Origin of the sequence: Ferruginibacter sp. HRS2-29, from assembly GCF_024343615.1 — a bacterium.
Taxonomy (GTDB): domain Bacteria; phylum Bacteroidota; class Bacteroidia; order Chitinophagales; family Chitinophagaceae; genus Ferruginibacter.
This window is the reverse complement of the sequence record NZ_RJUB01000039.1, coordinates 54,231-71,593: the sequence shown is the minus strand read 5'-3', so window position 1 is coordinate 71,593 and position 17,363 is coordinate 54,231. Positions and strand designations below refer to the sequence as shown.

Genomic DNA, 17,363 nt, shown 5'->3' with positions numbered 1-17,363 from the left:
CAAAATAATCTGCGCAATCCTTTTATCTTTTTGAAATCTGCGATTTGATTTCTTTATATATTCTCCGCAATAAATGTTGATTATATCTGCCTGTTTGAATCAAAATTCTCCAGTTCTTTGCTAACGGCATTGAGGAAGGTTGATCCCAGTGCGCCATCGATGATCCGATGATCGTAACTTAAGGAAATGTACATCATATGGCGGATACCGATCGTATCACCCTGTGCTGTTTCAATAACCATCGGCCGCTTTTTGATGGCGCCTACAGCCATGATCGCTACCTGTGGCTGATTGATGATCGGGGTTCCCATGATGCTGCCAAACGTTCCAACGTTGGTCAAGGTGAATGTACCCCCAATAGTATCATCCGGTTTCAGTTTGCCGGTCCGTGCCGCATTAGCCAGTCCGTTCACTTGTTTGGTAAGGCCCACGAGGTTCAGCTGGTCTGCATTTTTTATCACCGGTACTATCAGGTTTCCGGTTGGTAAAGCAGTGGCCATACCTATGCCGATGTCTTTTTTAACGATGATCCTGTCGCCATCAACTGAACTGCTCAGCCATGGATATTTTTTGATGCATTTCACAATTGCTTCAATGAAAAGCGGGGTAAATGTTATCTTTTCACCTTCGCGTTTTTCAAAATCTTTTTTCACCCTGTCGCGCCACAATACCAGGTTGGTTACGTCGCATTCTGCAAAGCTTGTTACGTGCGGACTGGTGTGTTTGCTGTCGACCATATGTTTTGCGATGAGCTTGCGCATGCGATCCATTTCGATGATCTCCACATTGCCCTGGTAAACTGTCGGAAGTGAGGCTGCCGCCGATTTTGGTTGCTCCGCTGACTGTTGTTTATTATCTGCAGGCAATACGGTTACCTGCTGCGATTGCTGCTGTTGCTGCACCGGTGCTTTGCCGCGGTTGGCTACAAAAGCCAGGATGTCTTTTTTGCTTACCCTTCCGTCTTGGCCGGTACCCGGAATATTTTCCAGCTCGCTCATACTGATACCTTCGCTTTGTGCGATGTTCAACACCAGCGGAGAATAAAATCTTGGTGCGTTGCTGCTATTGGAAGAGGGGGCAGGAATGGTGTTGGACGGAACGAACGGGATATCTTCTACCAGTCTGGCTTCTTCATATTCCTCAGCAGCGGGAGCCGACGGGGTAGAAGGGATGGTGGCCGCAGACTGGTTTGCGCCAACGCGTATTTTGGCAATGACGGTACCGATCGGAACCACATCATTTTCTTTAAAAAGGATTTCTTCGATCACACCCTCGGCTGTGCTGGGAACTTCACTATCCACTTTATCGGTAGCGATATCCAGTACGGTTTCATCCTGGGCAATCTTATCACCCGGATTCTTATGCCATTTAAGAATGGTGGCTTCCATGATACTTTCGCCAAGTTTGGGCATTACCAGATCAACTAAACTCATATAGCTACGAAAATTTATTTAAGCGCAAATGTAAGCAAAAAGTGATTAATGGATAATGGATAACGGTTTAATGGATAATCCTTCTATTCAAGGTTTTTGCCATTAGCAAAGACACTTTAAAGTATGATATATTATCCATTATCCATTAATCTATTATCCATTTAATATGAACTCCCTCAGCATATTCAAAGCATTAACAGCCGTCAGCTGGATATTTCTTGTCCTGTCGAACCGGAAATGGAACTTCTTCGCCGCCAGTTTGTTTTTATCACCTACGCAGATCCATACAGTGCCTACAGGTTTGTCGGGCATTCCGCCTCCAGGCCCCATGATGCCGGAAACGGCTATGGCATAGTGCGAGCCGATATTTTTAAGTGCACCTTTCGCCATTTCATACACTACTTCCTCGCTTACGGCGCCTTTGTCGAGCAATGTACTTTCTTTTACCTGCAGGAGGTCTTCCTTTGCTTTGTAAGAATAACTCACCACGCTGCCATCATAAAATGCCGAAGAGCCGGCAATGGAGGTGAGCAGATGGGCGATATAGCCTCCCGTGCAGCTTTCGGCCGTACACATGGTTTGTTTGCTTTCCAGTAAGATCTTCGCGATCACTTCCTGCATCTGGGCATCTTCATTGATGACCAGAAAATCCTTCACGCGTTCCTGAAGGGCTTCAAATCTTTCGTCCAGTACTTTTTCGATCTCATCTTTTGCTTCACCCGAAGCTGTCAGCCTCAATCGCACCATCCCGTAATTCGGAAGATAGGCGAGTTTTATGTAAGATGGTAAAGCTTCTTCGATATCCTGGATCATATCGGCCAGGTAACTTTCGCCGATGCCGTAAGTGAGCAGGGTGCGATGCGCAATGAACGGCAGCGGAAAACTTCGCCGGATATAAGGGATCACATCGTCGGTCATCATTCCCTGCATCTCGTGGGGAACGCCCGGCATGCTCACGTACACTATGCCATTTTTTTCAAAAAGCATACCCGGTGCGGTTCCGCGTTTGTTGAGCAATACTTTGCAATTGTCGGGAACTTCTGCCTGCTTGAGATTTCTTTCCGTAAGTGGCCTTTTGAAAACAGTTTCAAATAAATACTGAAGATTGCGCAAAGCACCTTCATCAACGATCAGGTTTCCGCCGAAATATTCTGTCAGCAAGGGTTTGGTGATATCATCGGCGGTAGGGCCCAGGCCACCGGTGATGAGGATAATATCGGCATGACGGCTTTCTTCATCGAGGGCGTTCCAGATTGCGTCGCGGGTATCGCCAACGGCTACACGGCGCAGAACGGCTATACCTGCTTTATTCAATTCCTGCGCCATCCAGGCGCTGTTGGTATCTATAACCTGTCCGATCAGTAGTTCATCGCCGATGGTGATGATGGAAGTTTTTATCATGGTGGAATGAGTAGAGAAATATATTACTTGAATGAGATGCCTTCGTAAATATCTTGCAAAGAAATGTTTAAATGGACAGTATCGATTACAAAAAAAACTTCAATAGAATCATGATATGTCACCAGCCAGCTATTGTCTGAATTGCGGATATTCTTTTGAACGAATATTGATTCTGAATCAATGATGATATATTCCTTCAGGGATACTATTTCCCGGTATAGTGAAAATTTTTGGCCCAGATCATAATTGGCAGTTGATTTTGAGAGTATTTCTATTATTACTGAAGGATTTGTCACTGTATCTAATGAGCTGTCAGTTGTTTGAGGTTCTCCACAAATGATGGAAATGTCAGGATATGTATACAACGTATTTTTTGGGATATGAATGCGAAGGTCATTGTTATACGGCTGGCAAGGTTTACCACGAAGCCTGCTGATGAGTTCTCCTGTAATTCTGGTTGCAATTTTACTATGATTGATCGATGCCCCGCTCATAGCAAAGATCTCACCCTGATAATACTCATGTTTCTCTGTAGCTTCCCGCTCCATGGCCAGGTATTCTTCCGGGGAAAAATGATTGTATTTCACCGCAGGTTCTTCCGTTACATTTTCCATGTATCAAATTTAAATCTTTTAGCTTTGATAAATGAATATTTCAACCATGAAAGGAATTGTTTTTTTACCGCTGTTTTTTGTTGTTTTCAACGGGTTTGCGCAAAACCTGCAGTCACGGCTGGCTTCCGCTGTCACGGTATTGGAAAAAGATAAACAATTCGAGCATGCCATGGTTGGGATGTATGTTGTGGAGACTTCCACCGGTAATGTGATATTTGACCGCAATGCACAACTCGGACTCGCCCCTGCAAGTTGCCAGAAAGTGATCACCAGTGCCAGTGCTTTTGAACTACTCGGAAAAGATTTCCATTACAAAACCTTGATTGGTTCTGATAGTATCCCCAAAGAAGGAAACATGCTGGGAAACCTTTTTTTTGTTGGAAACGGAGACCCCACGCTCGGTAGCTGGCGTTGGAAGCAAACTTCTGAAGAAAATGTGTTGAAAAAGGTCACCGGATCTTTAAGGAAAAACGGTGTTGAGTATATTCAGGGAAATATTTACTCCGATGACCGCTATTTTTCTTACAACCCGGTGCCCGACGGATGGATATGGCAGGATATAGGAAATTATTATGGTGCCGGAGCCTGGGGATTCAACTGGCGCGAAAATCAATATGATCTTGTACTGGCTTCTACCAATACGATCGGCGAAAGAGCGGTCATTGTATCCACCAACCCTCCGGTAATAGCCGATGACATAACCAACCTGGTACGTTCTGCCAAAAAAGGCAGTGGCGATAATGTTTACCTTTATGCAGCGCCTTACAGCAAAGAAATATTCGCTTCAGGTACTATTCCTGTCGGGGAAAACAAATTTATTGTCGCCGGCGCATTGCCGAATCCGCCGGGGACTTTTTTAACGGCCGTATCAGCCGCGATCAAAAAAGAGGGTATAGGGTTTACCAATAGCCTGTTCACGTTCAGTTATGCGCTTAAAAATAATTCTCCTTTGCCAGAAATGACCTCCGTTTTGGATAGCATCATTTCCCCGTCATTCGACAGTATGAACTTCTGGTTTCTCAAAAGAAGCGTCAATTTATACGGTGAGGCGTTTGTAAAAACCATCGCTGCGCAAAAAACACCTATCGGAAGCACCGATAGTGGCATCGCGGTCATTCGTCGCTTCTGGAAAGAAAAAGGAATTGATCCCGCTTCGCTGAAAATACAGGATGGCAGCGGGCTTTCGCCGGCTAATCGTGTTACCACCAACGCGTTGGTATCTGTGTTGCAATATGCAAAAAAACAACCCTGGTTCAATTCGTTTTACAACGCTTTACCAGAAATGAACGGCATCAAAATGAAAGACGGATACATCGGTGGTGTAAGGAGTTATACAGGTTATGTGAAGTCAAAAGATGGAAAAGAGTATACCTTCTCTTTTATCGTCAATAATTTTGATGGCAACCCCGGAACGGTGAGGGAGAAGATGTGGAAGGTGCTGGATCTGCTGAAATAGTGAATAGTCAATAGTGAATAGGCAATAGTGAAACCTTTGAGGTTTTTACCAGATACAAGTAATCAGGACATATATTTTATTCGTGTAATTCGTGTAATTAGCTTTAATTCGTGTAATACAACAATATGAAAGAACAAAGTTTCAAAAACCACACAAGGCTTGTACGCTGGTTCCACTTCGTGGGCTACCCGCTGATACTGATCACACTGGTTGGCGCCATCTACAAATGGTACCGCAATTATTCCACGCATATCGGTGGGCTGGTATTGCCTGCACTCATCGTCAGTGGAACCCTGGCCCTCGCCATTACGGCCTGGTACACCCGCTCATTCGCATTGCGGGCGCAGGACAGGGCGATACGTGCCGAAGAAAACCTGCGTTATTTTGCCATCACGGGTAAACTACTGGATAGTAAATTAAGACTCGGACAGATCATCGCCCTGCGTTTTGCTCCTAACAACGAATTTGTAGACCTGGCGCACCGTGCAGTAAATGAAAACCTTTCGCCGAAGCAGATAAAGGCGGCGATCGTGCATTGGAAAGCGGATCACCACAGAGTGTGAGGTCAATTAAGAATTAAAAATGAAGAATTAAGAATGCAAGCGGAGACATAAGCGGAAAAGGATCGCAGATTTCAGAAGGATGAGGGAGATTGCACAGATTATTTTGCTAAAGCAAAATGAAAATGCAGTTTATAAGTTTTGCGACTTAAATAAAAGTTGCAAAACTTATAAACTGCATTTTAGTTTTTACGAAGTAAAAACAATCTGTGTAATCCCCTTTATCCTTCTGAAATCTGTGATCTCTTTTTCGCTTAACTCTTCGCAATCATTCGTAATTCGTAATTGTCAATTCGTAATTAAAAATAACCTTTCAGCTTTTCTTTCAGTTCATTCGGCATTTCCGTCCGTATCATCCTTTTCGCCTCCATGAAATAAAGTGTTACATCCCCGGCATTCAGTAACTGATCCTGCTCGTTGTAGATTTCCGAATGAAATACGATCTTATGATTCACCGGGAATTCGCGGAGGGTAGTCTTTACAGTGATCAGGTCATCGTATTTTGCAGGGCGCAAAAACCTGCTGTGAATATCCACCACCGGCATGATGATGCCCATCGCTTCGATATCCTTATAAGTAAACCCCAGCTGGCGTATGGCTTCCGTACGGCCGATCTCGTAAAACTGGGCGTAATGGCCATGATAGACGATCCCCATCTGGTCGGTAAGGGCGTAGTGGATGCGGATGCTTGTTTCAGTTGTATACATATAATTACGAATGACGAATTACGAATTACGATCAGAACATCAGCTGCCTGATAAATTCGTAATTCGTAATTGGTAATTCGTAATTAAAAAGATTATTTGCCGATTAAGCCGTCTACACTCACTCTTCCGGGCCCTACAAACAACAACGCTGCATAAACACCCAGGAATAATGTCGCGGCCTCCCCGTCAGAAAAGATATGTCCATGATGCGCTACTGCAAGTGCATAGATCATGCAGATCAATACCGGTATGCAGGCAAGCCTGGTAAACAGTCCGATCATTACAAATAAGGCGCAAAAGAATTCGGCAAATACCACGAGCGCTGTAGTGGCTGTCTGGCCAATACCCAGAAAATTGGGCATCTTGGAAGCAGTGTCGGAAAAATGGATCAGTTTGCCATAACCATGGTTGGCCATCAGCAGCCCGCCAAATACAAGCCTTAATACAAGCGTAGCAAAATTGAATGCCCCCGCTGAATATCTGGTCGATAATAATTTCTTCATAGCAATATGTTTTTTTGTAAAAATAAGGAACGGCCTTTACAAATCGCCGTGGAGTTTTTCGAAAAAAGAAATTTCTTTTACCAGTCCTTTAACAGGGATTTAAAGATAGATTCAGTTGGTTTACATAAAATGAACAGCAAATATTTTCTTTGGAATAATGTTTGTTGATGCAGCGTAGGTTTTACATTTGCAAAAGTATCATTACAACTAACCCAATAATGACTAAAAAAATTCTTCTGTCGCTGCTCCTCGCAGCCGGTGGTATCGCTGTATTTGCACAGCCCACCCATACGATCACCGACCCCGAAAGAAAATATAAGGAAGTAAAGGAGCATATCGCCAAAGAGGAATATGCTTTTGCTTATCCGCTGGTGAAAGAGTTGAAGAAAATGTATCCTGATAACAATACCACCGACCATACGTATATAAATGATGATGTAAATTATTTTTATGTGGTATGCGAACTCAAGCTGATGCAGGATATCGGCAAATCGGATGCAGAGCACTACATTGCTTCCGTAAGCAACGAGCCACGACGCCAGATCATGAGTTTTCACCTGGCGCATTATTATTTCCTGAAAGATGATTTTAATAACGCCATCACTTATTTCGATAAAGCCGGTTATGAAAATCTAAGCAATGAACAGATTGCTGATGCGAAATTTGAAAAAGCATACGCTCATTTCAATCTCAAACAATTCGACCAGGCAAAACCGCTCTTCAACGAGATCCACCAATTACCTTCCAATAAATATTATATTCCCGCTAATTATTATTACGGGTTCATTTCTTATTACGACAAACAATACAGCGAAGCGCTGAAAGCCTTCAAATTGGTGGAAACATTTGATGAATACAAAGGCGTAGTACCTTATTATATAGCCGAGATATATTATTTCCAGGGAAAAAAAGATGAGGCATTGAATTACGGAACGAGTGTGTTGAACAGGCGCAATACGTTGTATTATGAAAAACAACTGAAGTTGCTCATGGGACAGATACTTTTCGAGAAAAAAGAATATGCCCGTGCACTGCCTTTGCTGGAAGATTACGTAAACAGTACGCCTAAGGTGACAAAGGAAATATTGTACGAACTGAGTTATTGCTACTACGAAGCAAACCAATACGAAAAAGCGATCAGCGGGTTCAAGCAACTCAGCAATGAACGCGATTCAATGGGACAGAACAGTATGTACCTGCTCGGCGACCTTTACCTGCGTACCAACCAGAAAGCCAATGCCCGCACGGCTTTTCAATATAGCGCTTACAACAGCAGCAACAAGCAACAACAAAAAGTTTCGCGTTTCAATTATGCCAAACTTTCTTACGAATTAGGTTACCAGGATGTGGCGCTCAACGAAATGAAAGGTTACCTGAAGTCTTATCCCAACTCCGAATACGACACGGAAGCGAAAGAAATACTGGTAAGCCTGCTCGCCGGAACCAATAATTTCAATGATGCATTGGCCTTGTATAATTCTTTCGACAAGCCTACTCCGATGATGCAGAAGGCCTATCCACGCATACTTTACGGCAGGGCTATCGAATACATCAACGATCAGCAGCTGGCTTCCGCGGATGACCTGCTGAATAAGGTTTTATCGAATACATACTCTGGAAACCTGGTGGCTTATGCCAATTTCTGGAAAGGGGAAATTGCGTACAGGCAGCAGCGTTATGATGACGCGATCCGCTTTTTAGCCATTTACCTGCAAAGCAATCTGCCGGCACAAGGTGAGGCCAATCCGGCTGCAGCCCGCTACAACACCGGGTATAGCTGGTTGCAGAAGGAGAATTACAGTAACGCACTCACCAATTTCCAGGCAGTGGCGAAAAGCGTCTCAGCTTCTTCCATTTCATTGGAACAGGATGCTTACGTACGCAGCGCCGATTGTTATTACATGTTGCGTGATTATGCAAAAGCAACCGCCATGTATGATAATGTGATCGCGAATGCCTTGCCGCAAAGCGATTATGCCACTTACCAGAAAGCGATGATAGCAGGAGTGAAAAGCAGTGCCGATAAGATCAAAAACCTCAATACGCTCACAAGGCAGTATCCATCAAGTAATCTCGTAAATGATGCGAATATGGAGATTGCCCTGACTTATATAGCTGATGAAAAATTCCGCGATGCGATCCCGTATCTTAATAATATCATCAATTCGCCGTCAGGCGGCGGCCTCAAGCCAAGGGCTTACCTCAAATCGGGATTGGCGCATTACAATGCCGATAATAATGCTGAGGCCCTGAAAAGCTACCAGTTGCTGATCCGGAAATATCCACAGTCGCCGGAAGCCGATGAAGCCATGTCGGTCATAAAAGACATTTATGTAGAAGAGGGAAGGCCGAATGAGTATGTGGAACTGATGAAACAAAACGGCAAAGCTATCTCTGTGAGTGAGGCAGATTCGCTGACGTATTCCGCGGCCATATTGAAATACAACAATAAGGATTGCAACGCGGCTATTGCGGGTTTCAACAATTATCTTTCTAAATATCCTGCAGGGGCTTACAGCATTGAAGCTAATTTTTACAGCGCCGATTGTTACCAGCGAAACAAGGATTTCAAGAATGCCCTGCTGAATTATGATGCGGTGAATAAAAAAGGGCTCAACAAATATTTTGAAAAAGCCACACTGGAAGCTGCACAGATCAACTACTTCGAACTGAAAGATTATGCGGCAGCCCGCGGTTATTTTGAATCACTCCGCAACAATGCGGTCAACCAGGATAATATGCTGGAAGCCTTGCGTGGATTGGTTCGCAGCTATTACATGCTCAAGGATTACAGCAAAGCCAATGATGCCGCTAAAGAACTGGTAGGCAAAAAAGGTATCAGTACCGATGATAAATCGATCGGGTTCCTGGTGCTGGGTAAATCGCAGCAGGTGGCCAATGACTGTAACGCAGCCATCACTTCTTTTAAATCGGCCGCGGCTATCAACAAGACAAGCTGGGGTGCCGAAGCCAGGTACGAGATCGCCAATTGTTACATGACCCTCAACAACACTGCTGCAGCCGAAAAAGCTGCGATGGCCGTGATCAAGGAAACAGGTTCATATGATTTCTGGGTGACCAGGTCTTACATCCTGCTGGGTGATATTTTCATGCAGCAAAAAGATTATTTCAACGCGAAAGCCACTTATGAAAGTGTAGCTAAAAATTCCGGCATTCCTGAATTGAAAAATGAAGCGCAACAGAAATTTGAGAAGGCGACAGCGGAAGACAAACAAAATTCTAAAATAGGTAATTAAGCAACATGCAATATCTACAACCCATTCATATCAATAAACTAAACATGTACAGCCGTATTTCCGCTTTCATAGTGTTCAGCATTTGTTCGCTGCAGGGCATGGCACAACGCGATAGCGTAAAGGTAGCAGGGGGCATCGATATCACTTCGGCGTACAAGCCTGTGCTGCGCAATGCGGTGAAAATAAATTTCTCCGGATCGCAGCTGAGCGCAGATACCAGCAGGCCAGTGTTCAATTACAATGTACCGTCGCAAAACCTGTTTTATGCTTATCAGCCCATTTCGCTGAGGCCATTGGCGCTGGCGCAGGACAGCAACCTTTACCTCGGCAACAGGCATTATGTAAAAGCCGGTTTTGGTAGTTATACCACACCATATGTGAAAGCTGGTTTTAGTTTTGGCGATGGCAGAACCAGCCTTGTCAACATCACCGGAAGTTACATCGGCTCAAAAGGGAACGATATCAAATTCCAGGATTATTCCAGGATCAACATAAAAGGGGCGGGCAGTTATTTTGGAGAAAAAAATGAAGTGTATGGTTCGGCAGCGGTGCGCCAGGATAAATATTACCTGTACGGATACGATCATAACAAGTACCCGAATATAGAAAAAGACGATATCCGCAACCAATACGAAGAGATCAATATCGCCGGCGGCTTCCGTAATACCAAGCCGAACGATATGGGCTTCAGTTACAATCCCAATGTTGATATCAGCTATTTTACCAGCAAGGATAAAGCATCCGAAACCACGATCAGGCTGAATGTACCGGTTGAAAAAACACTCGGTGAATCCTTCCGTGCAAAAGTGGAAGTGGCTGCAGACCTTACGAAATTTTCTACCATCGGTTATATTCCCAACAATATAAAATTCAACAACAACGTAGTATCTATAGCACCATCAATCATTTACACATCGCCGTTGGTAAAGATCAATGGTGGCGTAACACCTACCTGGAATAATGGCGATTTTACTTTATTGCCGAATATCCATGCCGAGGCACAATTGCCGGAGAAGAATTTTGCCCTGCAGGGCGGATGGATAGGGCGTTATACAAAAAACACCTTAAAGAACCTGGTGGAAGTGAATCCGTACCTGACCCCGGCTTTGTTTCAGAACAATACCAAGGAAATGGAATACTACGGAGGTATTAAAGCCACGCTGGGCAAACATTTCAACTTCAGTGCAAAAGCGGGGCTGGTGCAGTATACCAACCTGGCGCTGCTGATCAACGATACTTCAGGCGTGGATAATGACAATAAATTCACTGTTGTCAACGAATCCAAAGCGAAGAATTTCAGGATACATGGCGACATCAGTTATATCAACCAGGATAAGTTTACGTTTACCGCAGGGCTTACGCTCAATGGCTATACCAACCTGAAAGACAATGATAAAGCCTGGGGAACCATCCCGATGGAATTTACCAGCTCCGTGCGCTGGTGGGCATTTCAGCGGTTCATGTTCAAGGCCGATCTGTATCTTTTTGGCGGCAGCAAATACATTCAGAAGGGAAATACCTTTAAGACCACCGATGGTGGGACCGACCTGAGCATCGGGGCTGAATACCGTATCAACAAACAATTCAGCCTTTGGCTGGATGCCAATAATATTTTTAATGATAAATATGAACGTTGGCATAATTACCAGGTTTACGGCTTAAATTTGGTCGGGGGGATACTGATCAAATTTTAATTGCACATGCAGGATATTTTAGCTACATATTTATTTCAGCACAAACATTGCCCGTTGCCCGGCATCGGGTCACTTATTGTAAAGGAGCATCCGGCCCATGTACAGCCCGGCGAACGGACGATCACGGCTCCCAAACCGTTTATAGGCTTGTTTCGCCAGGATTTTTCCGCAGCGGGATTGATCCGTTACATAGCGGTAGAAAAAGGCACCAGCGAGGAAGAAGCGCAGGCTTCTTTGAAACAATATTGCCGCAACCTCAAATTCATGGGCGCACACGAAGAGATCGTTCTTCCATCGGCCGGCCGTTTTTCCGTTTCGCAGGATGGCAATATTTTATTTTCCGCGGAGGAAATGCCTCCGGTTTATTCGCTACCGGTGAACGCCGAAAAAGTGATCCGCCCCAATGATCCGCATTCGATGCTGGTGGGCGACACCGAAACCACTAATACGGTCATGACAGAATTCTACAGTGATGAACAGGGCGCTCCGGCCGACCGCTGGTGGATCTGGGCGATCGTACTCACTGTATTAGCGGCAGCCGCCATTTTCTTTCATTACCAGGGATCGGGAGCAAATGGTTCCGGCGGTAACGGGCAGAAAGTCATTTCGCAAATTAATTTTAACTGAGGTTAAGTGAAAATTTACTGAAAATGTAATAATCGATAAATGAAAAATATTTAGTCTTGATAAAGAGAATTATGTAACACTAAATTAATAAAAAGAGGGGTTTTAGATAAAAATTGTAATATTGTGCCATATTCGTAACCCTAATTATATGTCTGAATTATTGGAAAAGTCTAGACAAAGTTTACTTTCTGCAAAATCTTTAGTAAAAGAAACTTATTATTCTTCGACAGTTAATCGCTCTTACTATGCCTGTTTTCAATTTATATTACATATACTCTTCACAAAAATCAAGAAAGATCCAACAGAATTTTATAATGAGGTTCAAAATGGTAAAAACGGCACACACACTTGGGCATCAAAATTGATTAGTTATGAATTAGCGAAGAAAGATATGATTGATTACAAGTGGTTTCAAGGGCATGTTCCAGCATTGAAAGAGCGCCGTGTTAACGCAGATTATTATCAAAGTGTAATTAGTCAAGAAGAAGGGTATAAAGCCATTTCAGAAGCAGAGAATATAATAAATCTTTTAGTAAAGAATTTCAAATAATTACAATGACTCCAGTTGAATTTTTAAAGAACGAACTTAATACATTGGCAACTAGTTTTCCTAATGTTCATATAAAATATGGATATAATAATGTTATTGATACACATATCGTCGAACTCCTTCCTTTAATTGAATATAGTTCAAACCAGGATCTTGATAAGGCATGGGTACCTTTATCCATAAACTTTATGGAGAAATTTAAGAATGAAGAAATAGCATTTATTTCTTCAGATTCTAGTTTGTCTTTAAAACACGTCATTTTCGAATTTAATCCTAAAGCATGCACTGAAGAAAATGTGCTTACTGAGCTTTACCAAGAATTGGCGAAAAATGAACTTGAATATAGTTTTCCAACCCAAATACCACAATTGGTAGTATTTGACACATTTGCCAGTTTAAAAAAATCTAAAAAAACAGATCAGGTAGAAATTGAAGAAAATGAATGTACAAGTTATTCCATAGCCGCTTAAACAATATATTTCATGCCCGAAAATATACCCGAAGTCGAACATGTAAAAACTGGTAGTTACAAAGTTGAAAACATCTATTTGATAGAATCATCATTTACCAGGGAAGTAAATTTCAGTGCAGCAAATGGCGAAATAACCAATGAACTGAATATTGATTCCGAAGCACTTGAAAGCACCGATGCGGAAAAGTTTGGTGTTACTTTGCAATTAGATTTCATAGGCAAGCAAGGTGAAATGAATGTCTGCAATTCAAAAATAAAAATGATTGGTATTTTTGAAAAGTTAGGTGAACCCCCACTACCAGAAGAAGTGTTTAAGAGAATTAATGCTCCTGCAATAATTTATCCATTTATAAGAGAGCATTTGCACAACATTTGCCTAAAAGCCGGAATATCAAATGTTCTCTTGCCGACAGTAAATTTTAAAATTTAATTGGAAAATAATTCCCAAGTCCGATTCCTTCCGGCTATTCAAAAAAAATGGCTTTTCTTTGCAGCCAAATTTCTACTGAATGATTCACCACGCTTCTTGCCCTGTCTGCGAAAGCGGGCCTGTTGTGCCTTCTTTTTCAGCGAAAGATTATACGGTTTCTTCCGAACGGTTTTCCATCAGCCTTTGTGCCAATTGCACCGCCATGTTCACGCAGGATATCCCTTCGCAGGAAAGGATAGGTGCGTATTATGCGTCGGATAATTATGTGTCGCATAGCAATACACAAAAAGGGCTGGTCAACAGGTTGTATCACCGCATCCGCAGGATCACATTGGTTTCCAAAAGAAAACTCGTGCAATCGCACACAAAAAGATTCAGCGGGGAGATATTGGATGTAGGATGCGGAACGGGTGCTTTTCTCAACGAAATGCGGGGGGCAGGGTGGAGCATCACCGGCCTCGAACCGGATGATACCGCAAGAAAGAACGCGAAACAATTATTCAACATAGAGCCTCAGCAACCGAATGATCTTTTTACATTACCCGAAAAAAAATATGATGCCATCACGCTGTGGCATGTGCTCGAACATATACATCAGCTGCAGGAATATGTGATCCGTTTCAGGGAATTATTATCGCCGGATGGCGTATTGTTCATCGCCGTACCCAACTACACTTCCTATGATGCAGATGTATATAAGGAGTTCTGGGCGGCCTACGATGTGCCGCGCCACCTCTATCATTTTTCTCCCAAAAGCATGCAGATACTGATGGACCACAATGGGCTGGAGGTAGTAAGGATGAAGCCGATGTGGTTTGACAGTTATTATGTAAGCATGCTCAGCGAGCAATACCGTACCGGCAAATCAAATATCGTAAGGGCATTTTTTGTAGGGGCTATTTCAAACCTGAAAGCATTGTTCAATGTAGGGAAATGCAGCTCGGTGATCTACGTAATAAGGAAAATTAAGAATTAAGAATGTGTGAGGAGATAGAAGCGGAAAAAGGATCGCAGATTTCAAAGGGATGAAGGGGATTGCACAGATTGTTTTTACTTCGTAAAAACGAAAATGCAGTTTATAAGAAATTGAATGATTATTAAAAGTTCAACGCCTTATAAACTGCATTTCCATTTTGCGGCAGCAAAATAATCTGTGTAATCCTTTTATCCCTTTGAAATCTGCGATTTTCTCTTCGCTTTGATCCTTCTTAATTCAGCTTTAACTCAAACATCTTCGGCCACCTTTTTCCCGTTACAAACATCGTCTTTGAAGCGCTGTCATAAGCAATGCCATTCAGCACTTCATCACCGTCGATGGGAGTATAATCGGGGGCATATTGTTTGATCACACCGGTGAAATCCATATTGCCTACCACTTTGCCGGTTTCAGGATCGATCTTCACAATGTTATTGGTTTCCCAGATATTAGCATACACAAAGCCATTGATAAATTCCAGTTCATTGAGGTTCAAAACGGGTCCTTTATTATCCGTTATCGGCAAAATATTTTTCACCTGGAAATTATCAGGATTTACGAAGTAAAGATTTGGGTTAACGCCCGTGCTGATGATGAGATCGGTCGCATTATGGGTGATGCCCCAACCCTCGTAAGGCCATTCAAACGTTTTGATCGGTTTGGTGATGTCCTTGATATCGTACACATACACGATATTGCTTTGCCAGGTCAGCTGGTAAATTTTATCTTTGAAAATGGTGATGCCTTCGCCGAAGATCTTATCGCTTCCGATCGGGTGGTTGATCTCCACAGCACCCGTTTTATGGTTGGTGATGCGTAAAGCCGATTTGGCCCAATCGCCTGTTCCCTCGTACATTTTACCATTGTGCAGTTCTAATCCCTGCGTATAAGCGCCGCGGTCGTGCGGATATTGTGCGATGATCGTGTAAGGGATATTTGCAGGGGCGGCTACTGGCGCTACAGCAATATCCGGATCGGTTACCGGCTTGTCGGATCCGTTGTTACAAGCTGAAAATAAGAGAACAAGGGCAGTTACAGGCGCTATAAATTTCATCAGTATTTTTTTGAATAATGTGGTGCAAATTAGTGAATAGTGAATAGTCAATAGTCAAACCTTTGAATTTTATTCTTTTTTTTAAGATTTCTTATTGTCAGAGTTAACGTAAATACCGGTTTAAAAAATATAGCAGAACTATATGAACTTCAAACATTTGACTATTGACTATTGGCCATTGACTAAATAATATTTGTTTTTTCCAAAAACATTGCTATTTTTGACCACCTCTGAATCTGTATTTCCATTTCCCCAAAACTGGCAAATAAGATTTGAACCTTCCAACAGTTCCCCTGCTGAACTGATAATTCTATGTTTTCCCACTGATTATTTCACATTTTTTCCAAGTATCTGCTGATAAGATCATTCCTGTTTACTTTTTATTCTACAGAAATGAAATCTATTGTAAGTATCTTATTGCTGTTACTCTGCCAATGGGGAGCTCAGGCGCAGCGTGTTTGTGGTACGGATGAATATGCACGGCATATGCCGCTCCAGCGTGGAGGCGAAAGTACAGAAGGCATTCTCCGGGATACTGCCACTAACGAAAATATCATCATACCGGTAGTGGTGCATATATTGTACAACACGGCCGACCAGAATATTTCCGACGCCCAGGTGATCTCACAGATCACAGCACTCAACAATGATTACAGGTTGAAAAACCTCGATGCAGCCAGCATTCCCGACGTTTTCAAAGGTTTGGCGGCAGATACGCGTATCAATTTTTGCCTGGCCAAAGTGGATCCCAATATGCGGGGCACCACGGGCATCATTCATAAAAATACTTCTAGAACTTATTTTCTCGCTGATGACAAGATGAAATTTTCCGCCTCCGGTGGTGATGATGCCTGGGACAGGAAAAAATACCTGAACATCTGGGTGTGCCGGATCTTTGGCCGTACGCTGGGTTATGCTACGCCGCCGGGTGTGGCCGCCAACGTGGATGGGGTAGTGATCACCACCACATCTTTCGGAACTATCGGTAACCTCAATGCTCCTTTCAACAAGGGACGCACCGCTACACACGAAATTGCCCACTGGCTCGGTATAAAACATATCTGGGGCGACGAAGACTGCGGTGATGACGGCATTGGGGATACACCCAAACAGGAAACCTACAACTACAATTGCCCGGTTTTTCCCTCTGTAAGTTCCTGCTCGCCCAACTCCAATGGCGATCTTTTCATGAATTTCATGGACCTCACCGACGATGCCTGCATGAAATTATTCACCCACGGACAAAAAAAGAAAATGCGTGGGCAGTTTGCTATCAACGGCCCGAGAAATTCGTTCCTGAATGGATTCGCCTGCGACAGCTCGTATGCTCAAGGTGGCCCGCTGCCGATAGATACCGTAGCCAAACCGGCCGAAATACCCGCGGACCCTATTTCCCTCTTCCCCAATCCTGTTGATAATGTGCTCAATATACAGTGTAAGTCGGCAACAGCCCTTACTGGTAAAACAGCGCTTTTATTCACCGCCACAGGCCAATTGGTAAGGCAACAAACCCTTCAATCCTCCTCAGAAAAAATGTTGCTGGGACAATTACCCGCGGGGTTGTATGTACTTCAGATCGGCGAAAGGGCGGAGAAGAAAATATTTAAAGTCATTAAGAACTAGATGATA

16 protein-coding genes are annotated in these 17,363 nt (G+C 43.3%); 10 read left to right on the top strand and 6 right to left on the bottom strand.

Translation table 11 applies throughout. From position 1 onward, the window contains the following. Positions 1-80 precede the first annotated feature (80 nt). The 3 genes from EGI32_RS10320 to EGI32_RS10310 form a co-directional block, all read right to left on the bottom strand. Positions 81-1,433, bottom strand: a complete 1,353-nt coding sequence (locus EGI32_RS10320) for a dihydrolipoamide acetyltransferase family protein (RefSeq protein ID WP_255155317.1) — start codon at positions 1,431-1,433, stop codon at positions 81-83. A 153-nt stretch (positions 1,434-1,586) separates the two neighbouring features. Then, positions 1,587-2,834, bottom strand: coding sequence for a competence/damage-inducible protein A (locus EGI32_RS10315; protein WP_255155316.1), 1,248 nt, complete (start codon positions 2,832-2,834; stop codon positions 1,587-1,589). 23 nt (positions 2,835-2,857) lie between these two features. Beyond that, positions 2,858-3,448 (bottom strand): Uma2 family endonuclease, encoded by a 591-nt coding sequence (locus EGI32_RS10310; protein ID WP_255155315.1) that lies wholly within the window; start codon positions 3,446-3,448, stop codon positions 2,858-2,860. 46 nt (positions 3,449-3,494) lie between these two features. Between EGI32_RS10310 and dacB the strand changes: the two genes are divergently transcribed. Beyond that, positions 3,495-4,904: a D-alanyl-D-alanine carboxypeptidase/D-alanyl-D-alanine-endopeptidase gene (gene dacB / locus EGI32_RS10305; RefSeq protein WP_255155314.1), complete on the top strand. Its 1,410-nt coding sequence runs from the start codon at positions 3,495-3,497 to the stop codon at positions 4,902-4,904. Between the two features lie 125 nt (positions 4,905-5,029). Further along, entirely contained in the window at positions 5,030-5,467 is a 438-nt protein-coding gene (locus EGI32_RS10300) for a DUF6526 family protein (RefSeq protein ID WP_255155313.1), read from the top strand. Between the two features lie 296 nt (positions 5,468-5,763). Here the strand turns inward: EGI32_RS10300 and EGI32_RS10295 are convergent, their stop codons facing one another. Together EGI32_RS10295 and EGI32_RS10290 are read right to left on the bottom strand one after the other, a co-directional pair. Continuing rightward, entirely contained in the window at positions 5,764-6,171 is a 408-nt protein-coding gene (locus EGI32_RS10295) for a thioesterase family protein (RefSeq protein ID WP_255155312.1), read from the bottom strand. Between the two features lie 92 nt (positions 6,172-6,263). Beyond that, complete coding sequence (locus tag EGI32_RS10290) at positions 6,264-6,674, bottom strand: DoxX family protein (protein WP_255155311.1); 411 nt, start codon at positions 6,672-6,674, stop codon at positions 6,264-6,266. 218 nt (positions 6,675-6,892) lie between these two features. Between EGI32_RS10290 and EGI32_RS10285 the strand changes: the two genes are divergently transcribed. From EGI32_RS10285 to EGI32_RS10255, 7 genes are all read left to right on the top strand, one after another. After that, on the top strand, positions 6,893-9,931 hold the full coding sequence (locus EGI32_RS10285) for a tetratricopeptide repeat protein (protein WP_255155310.1): 3,039 nt from the start codon (positions 6,893-6,895) through the stop codon (positions 9,929-9,931). Between the two features lie 5 nt (positions 9,932-9,936). Further along, entirely contained in the window at positions 9,937-11,625 is a 1,689-nt protein-coding gene (locus EGI32_RS10280) for a hypothetical protein (protein WP_255155309.1), read from the top strand. 6 nt (positions 11,626-11,631) lie between these two features. Further along, positions 11,632-12,252 carry a hypothetical protein gene (locus tag EGI32_RS10275; RefSeq protein WP_255155308.1) on the top strand — a complete coding sequence of 207 codons (621 nt, stop codon included), beginning with the start codon at positions 11,632-11,634 and terminating at the stop codon, positions 12,250-12,252. Between the two features lie 148 nt (positions 12,253-12,400). Then, positions 12,401-12,802 carry a HEPN domain-containing protein gene (locus EGI32_RS10270; RefSeq protein ID WP_255155307.1) on the top strand — a complete coding sequence of 134 codons (402 nt, stop codon included), beginning with the start codon at positions 12,401-12,403 and terminating at the stop codon, positions 12,800-12,802. A 5-nt stretch (positions 12,803-12,807) separates the two neighbouring features. Beyond that, positions 12,808-13,272, top strand: coding sequence for a hypothetical protein (locus EGI32_RS10265; RefSeq protein WP_255155306.1), 465 nt, complete (start codon positions 12,808-12,810; stop codon positions 13,270-13,272). A gap of 12 nt (positions 13,273-13,284) precedes the next feature. Beyond that, complete coding sequence (locus EGI32_RS10260) at positions 13,285-13,704, top strand: protein-export chaperone SecB (RefSeq protein ID WP_255155305.1); 420 nt, start codon at positions 13,285-13,287, stop codon at positions 13,702-13,704. 79 nt (positions 13,705-13,783) lie between these two features. Next, the gene (locus tag EGI32_RS10255) at positions 13,784-14,680 is read left to right on the top strand and encodes a class I SAM-dependent methyltransferase (protein WP_255155304.1); all 897 of its coding nucleotides are present in this window, start codon (positions 13,784-13,786) and stop codon (positions 14,678-14,680) included. Positions 14,681-14,912: 232 nt separating this feature from the next. On the opposite strand, the gene EGI32_RS10250 is transcribed toward EGI32_RS10255, so the two are convergent. Further along, on the bottom strand, positions 14,913-15,734 hold the full coding sequence (locus EGI32_RS10250; RefSeq protein WP_255155303.1) for a glutaminyl-peptide cyclotransferase: 822 nt from the start codon (positions 15,732-15,734) through the stop codon (positions 14,913-14,915). A gap of 393 nt (positions 15,735-16,127) precedes the next feature. Here EGI32_RS10250 and EGI32_RS10245 point away from each other — a divergent pair, with 393 nt between their 5' ends. After that, complete coding sequence (locus tag EGI32_RS10245) at positions 16,128-17,357, top strand: M43 family zinc metalloprotease (RefSeq protein WP_255155302.1); 1,230 nt, start codon at positions 16,128-16,130, stop codon at positions 17,355-17,357. Positions 17,358-17,363 lie beyond the last annotated feature (6 nt).

What these genes read in the sequence shown, in the direction of transcription:
- EGI32_RS10320 (WP_255155317.1), bottom strand. Translation starts at nt 1,433, where the DNA reads ATGAGTTTAGTTGATCTGGTAATGCCCAAACTTGGCGAAAGTATCATG.
- EGI32_RS10315 (WP_255155316.1), bottom strand. Translation starts at nt 2,834, where the DNA reads ATGATAAAAACTTCCATCATCACCATCGGCGATGAACTACTGATCGGA.
- EGI32_RS10310 (WP_255155315.1), bottom strand. Translation starts at nt 3,448, where the DNA reads ATGGAAAATGTAACGGAAGAACCTGCGGTGAAATACAATCATTTTTCC.
- dacB (WP_255155314.1), top strand. Translation starts at nt 3,495, where the DNA reads ATGAAAGGAATTGTTTTTTTACCGCTGTTTTTTGTTGTTTTCAACGGG.
- EGI32_RS10300 (WP_255155313.1), top strand. Translation starts at nt 5,030, where the DNA reads ATGAAAGAACAAAGTTTCAAAAACCACACAAGGCTTGTACGCTGGTTC.
- EGI32_RS10295 (WP_255155312.1), bottom strand. Translation starts at nt 6,171, where the DNA reads ATGTATACAACTGAAACAAGCATCCGCATCCACTACGCCCTTACCGAC.
- EGI32_RS10290 (WP_255155311.1), bottom strand. Translation starts at nt 6,674, where the DNA reads ATGAAGAAATTATTATCGACCAGATATTCAGCGGGGGCATTCAATTTT.
- EGI32_RS10285 (WP_255155310.1), top strand. Translation starts at nt 6,893, where the DNA reads ATGACTAAAAAAATTCTTCTGTCGCTGCTCCTCGCAGCCGGTGGTATC.
- EGI32_RS10280 (WP_255155309.1), top strand. Translation starts at nt 9,937, where the DNA reads ATGCAATATCTACAACCCATTCATATCAATAAACTAAACATGTACAGC.
- EGI32_RS10275 (WP_255155308.1), top strand. Translation starts at nt 11,632, where the DNA reads ATGCAGGATATTTTAGCTACATATTTATTTCAGCACAAACATTGCCCG.
- EGI32_RS10270 (WP_255155307.1), top strand. Translation starts at nt 12,401, where the DNA reads ATGTCTGAATTATTGGAAAAGTCTAGACAAAGTTTACTTTCTGCAAAA.
- EGI32_RS10265 (WP_255155306.1), top strand. Translation starts at nt 12,808, where the DNA reads ATGACTCCAGTTGAATTTTTAAAGAACGAACTTAATACATTGGCAACT.
- EGI32_RS10260 (WP_255155305.1), top strand. Translation starts at nt 13,285, where the DNA reads ATGCCCGAAAATATACCCGAAGTCGAACATGTAAAAACTGGTAGTTAC.
- EGI32_RS10255 (WP_255155304.1), top strand. Translation starts at nt 13,784, where the DNA reads ATGATTCACCACGCTTCTTGCCCTGTCTGCGAAAGCGGGCCTGTTGTG.
- EGI32_RS10250 (WP_255155303.1), bottom strand. Translation starts at nt 15,734, where the DNA reads ATGAAATTTATAGCGCCTGTAACTGCCCTTGTTCTCTTATTTTCAGCT.
- EGI32_RS10245 (WP_255155302.1), top strand. Translation starts at nt 16,128, where the DNA reads ATGAAATCTATTGTAAGTATCTTATTGCTGTTACTCTGCCAATGGGGA.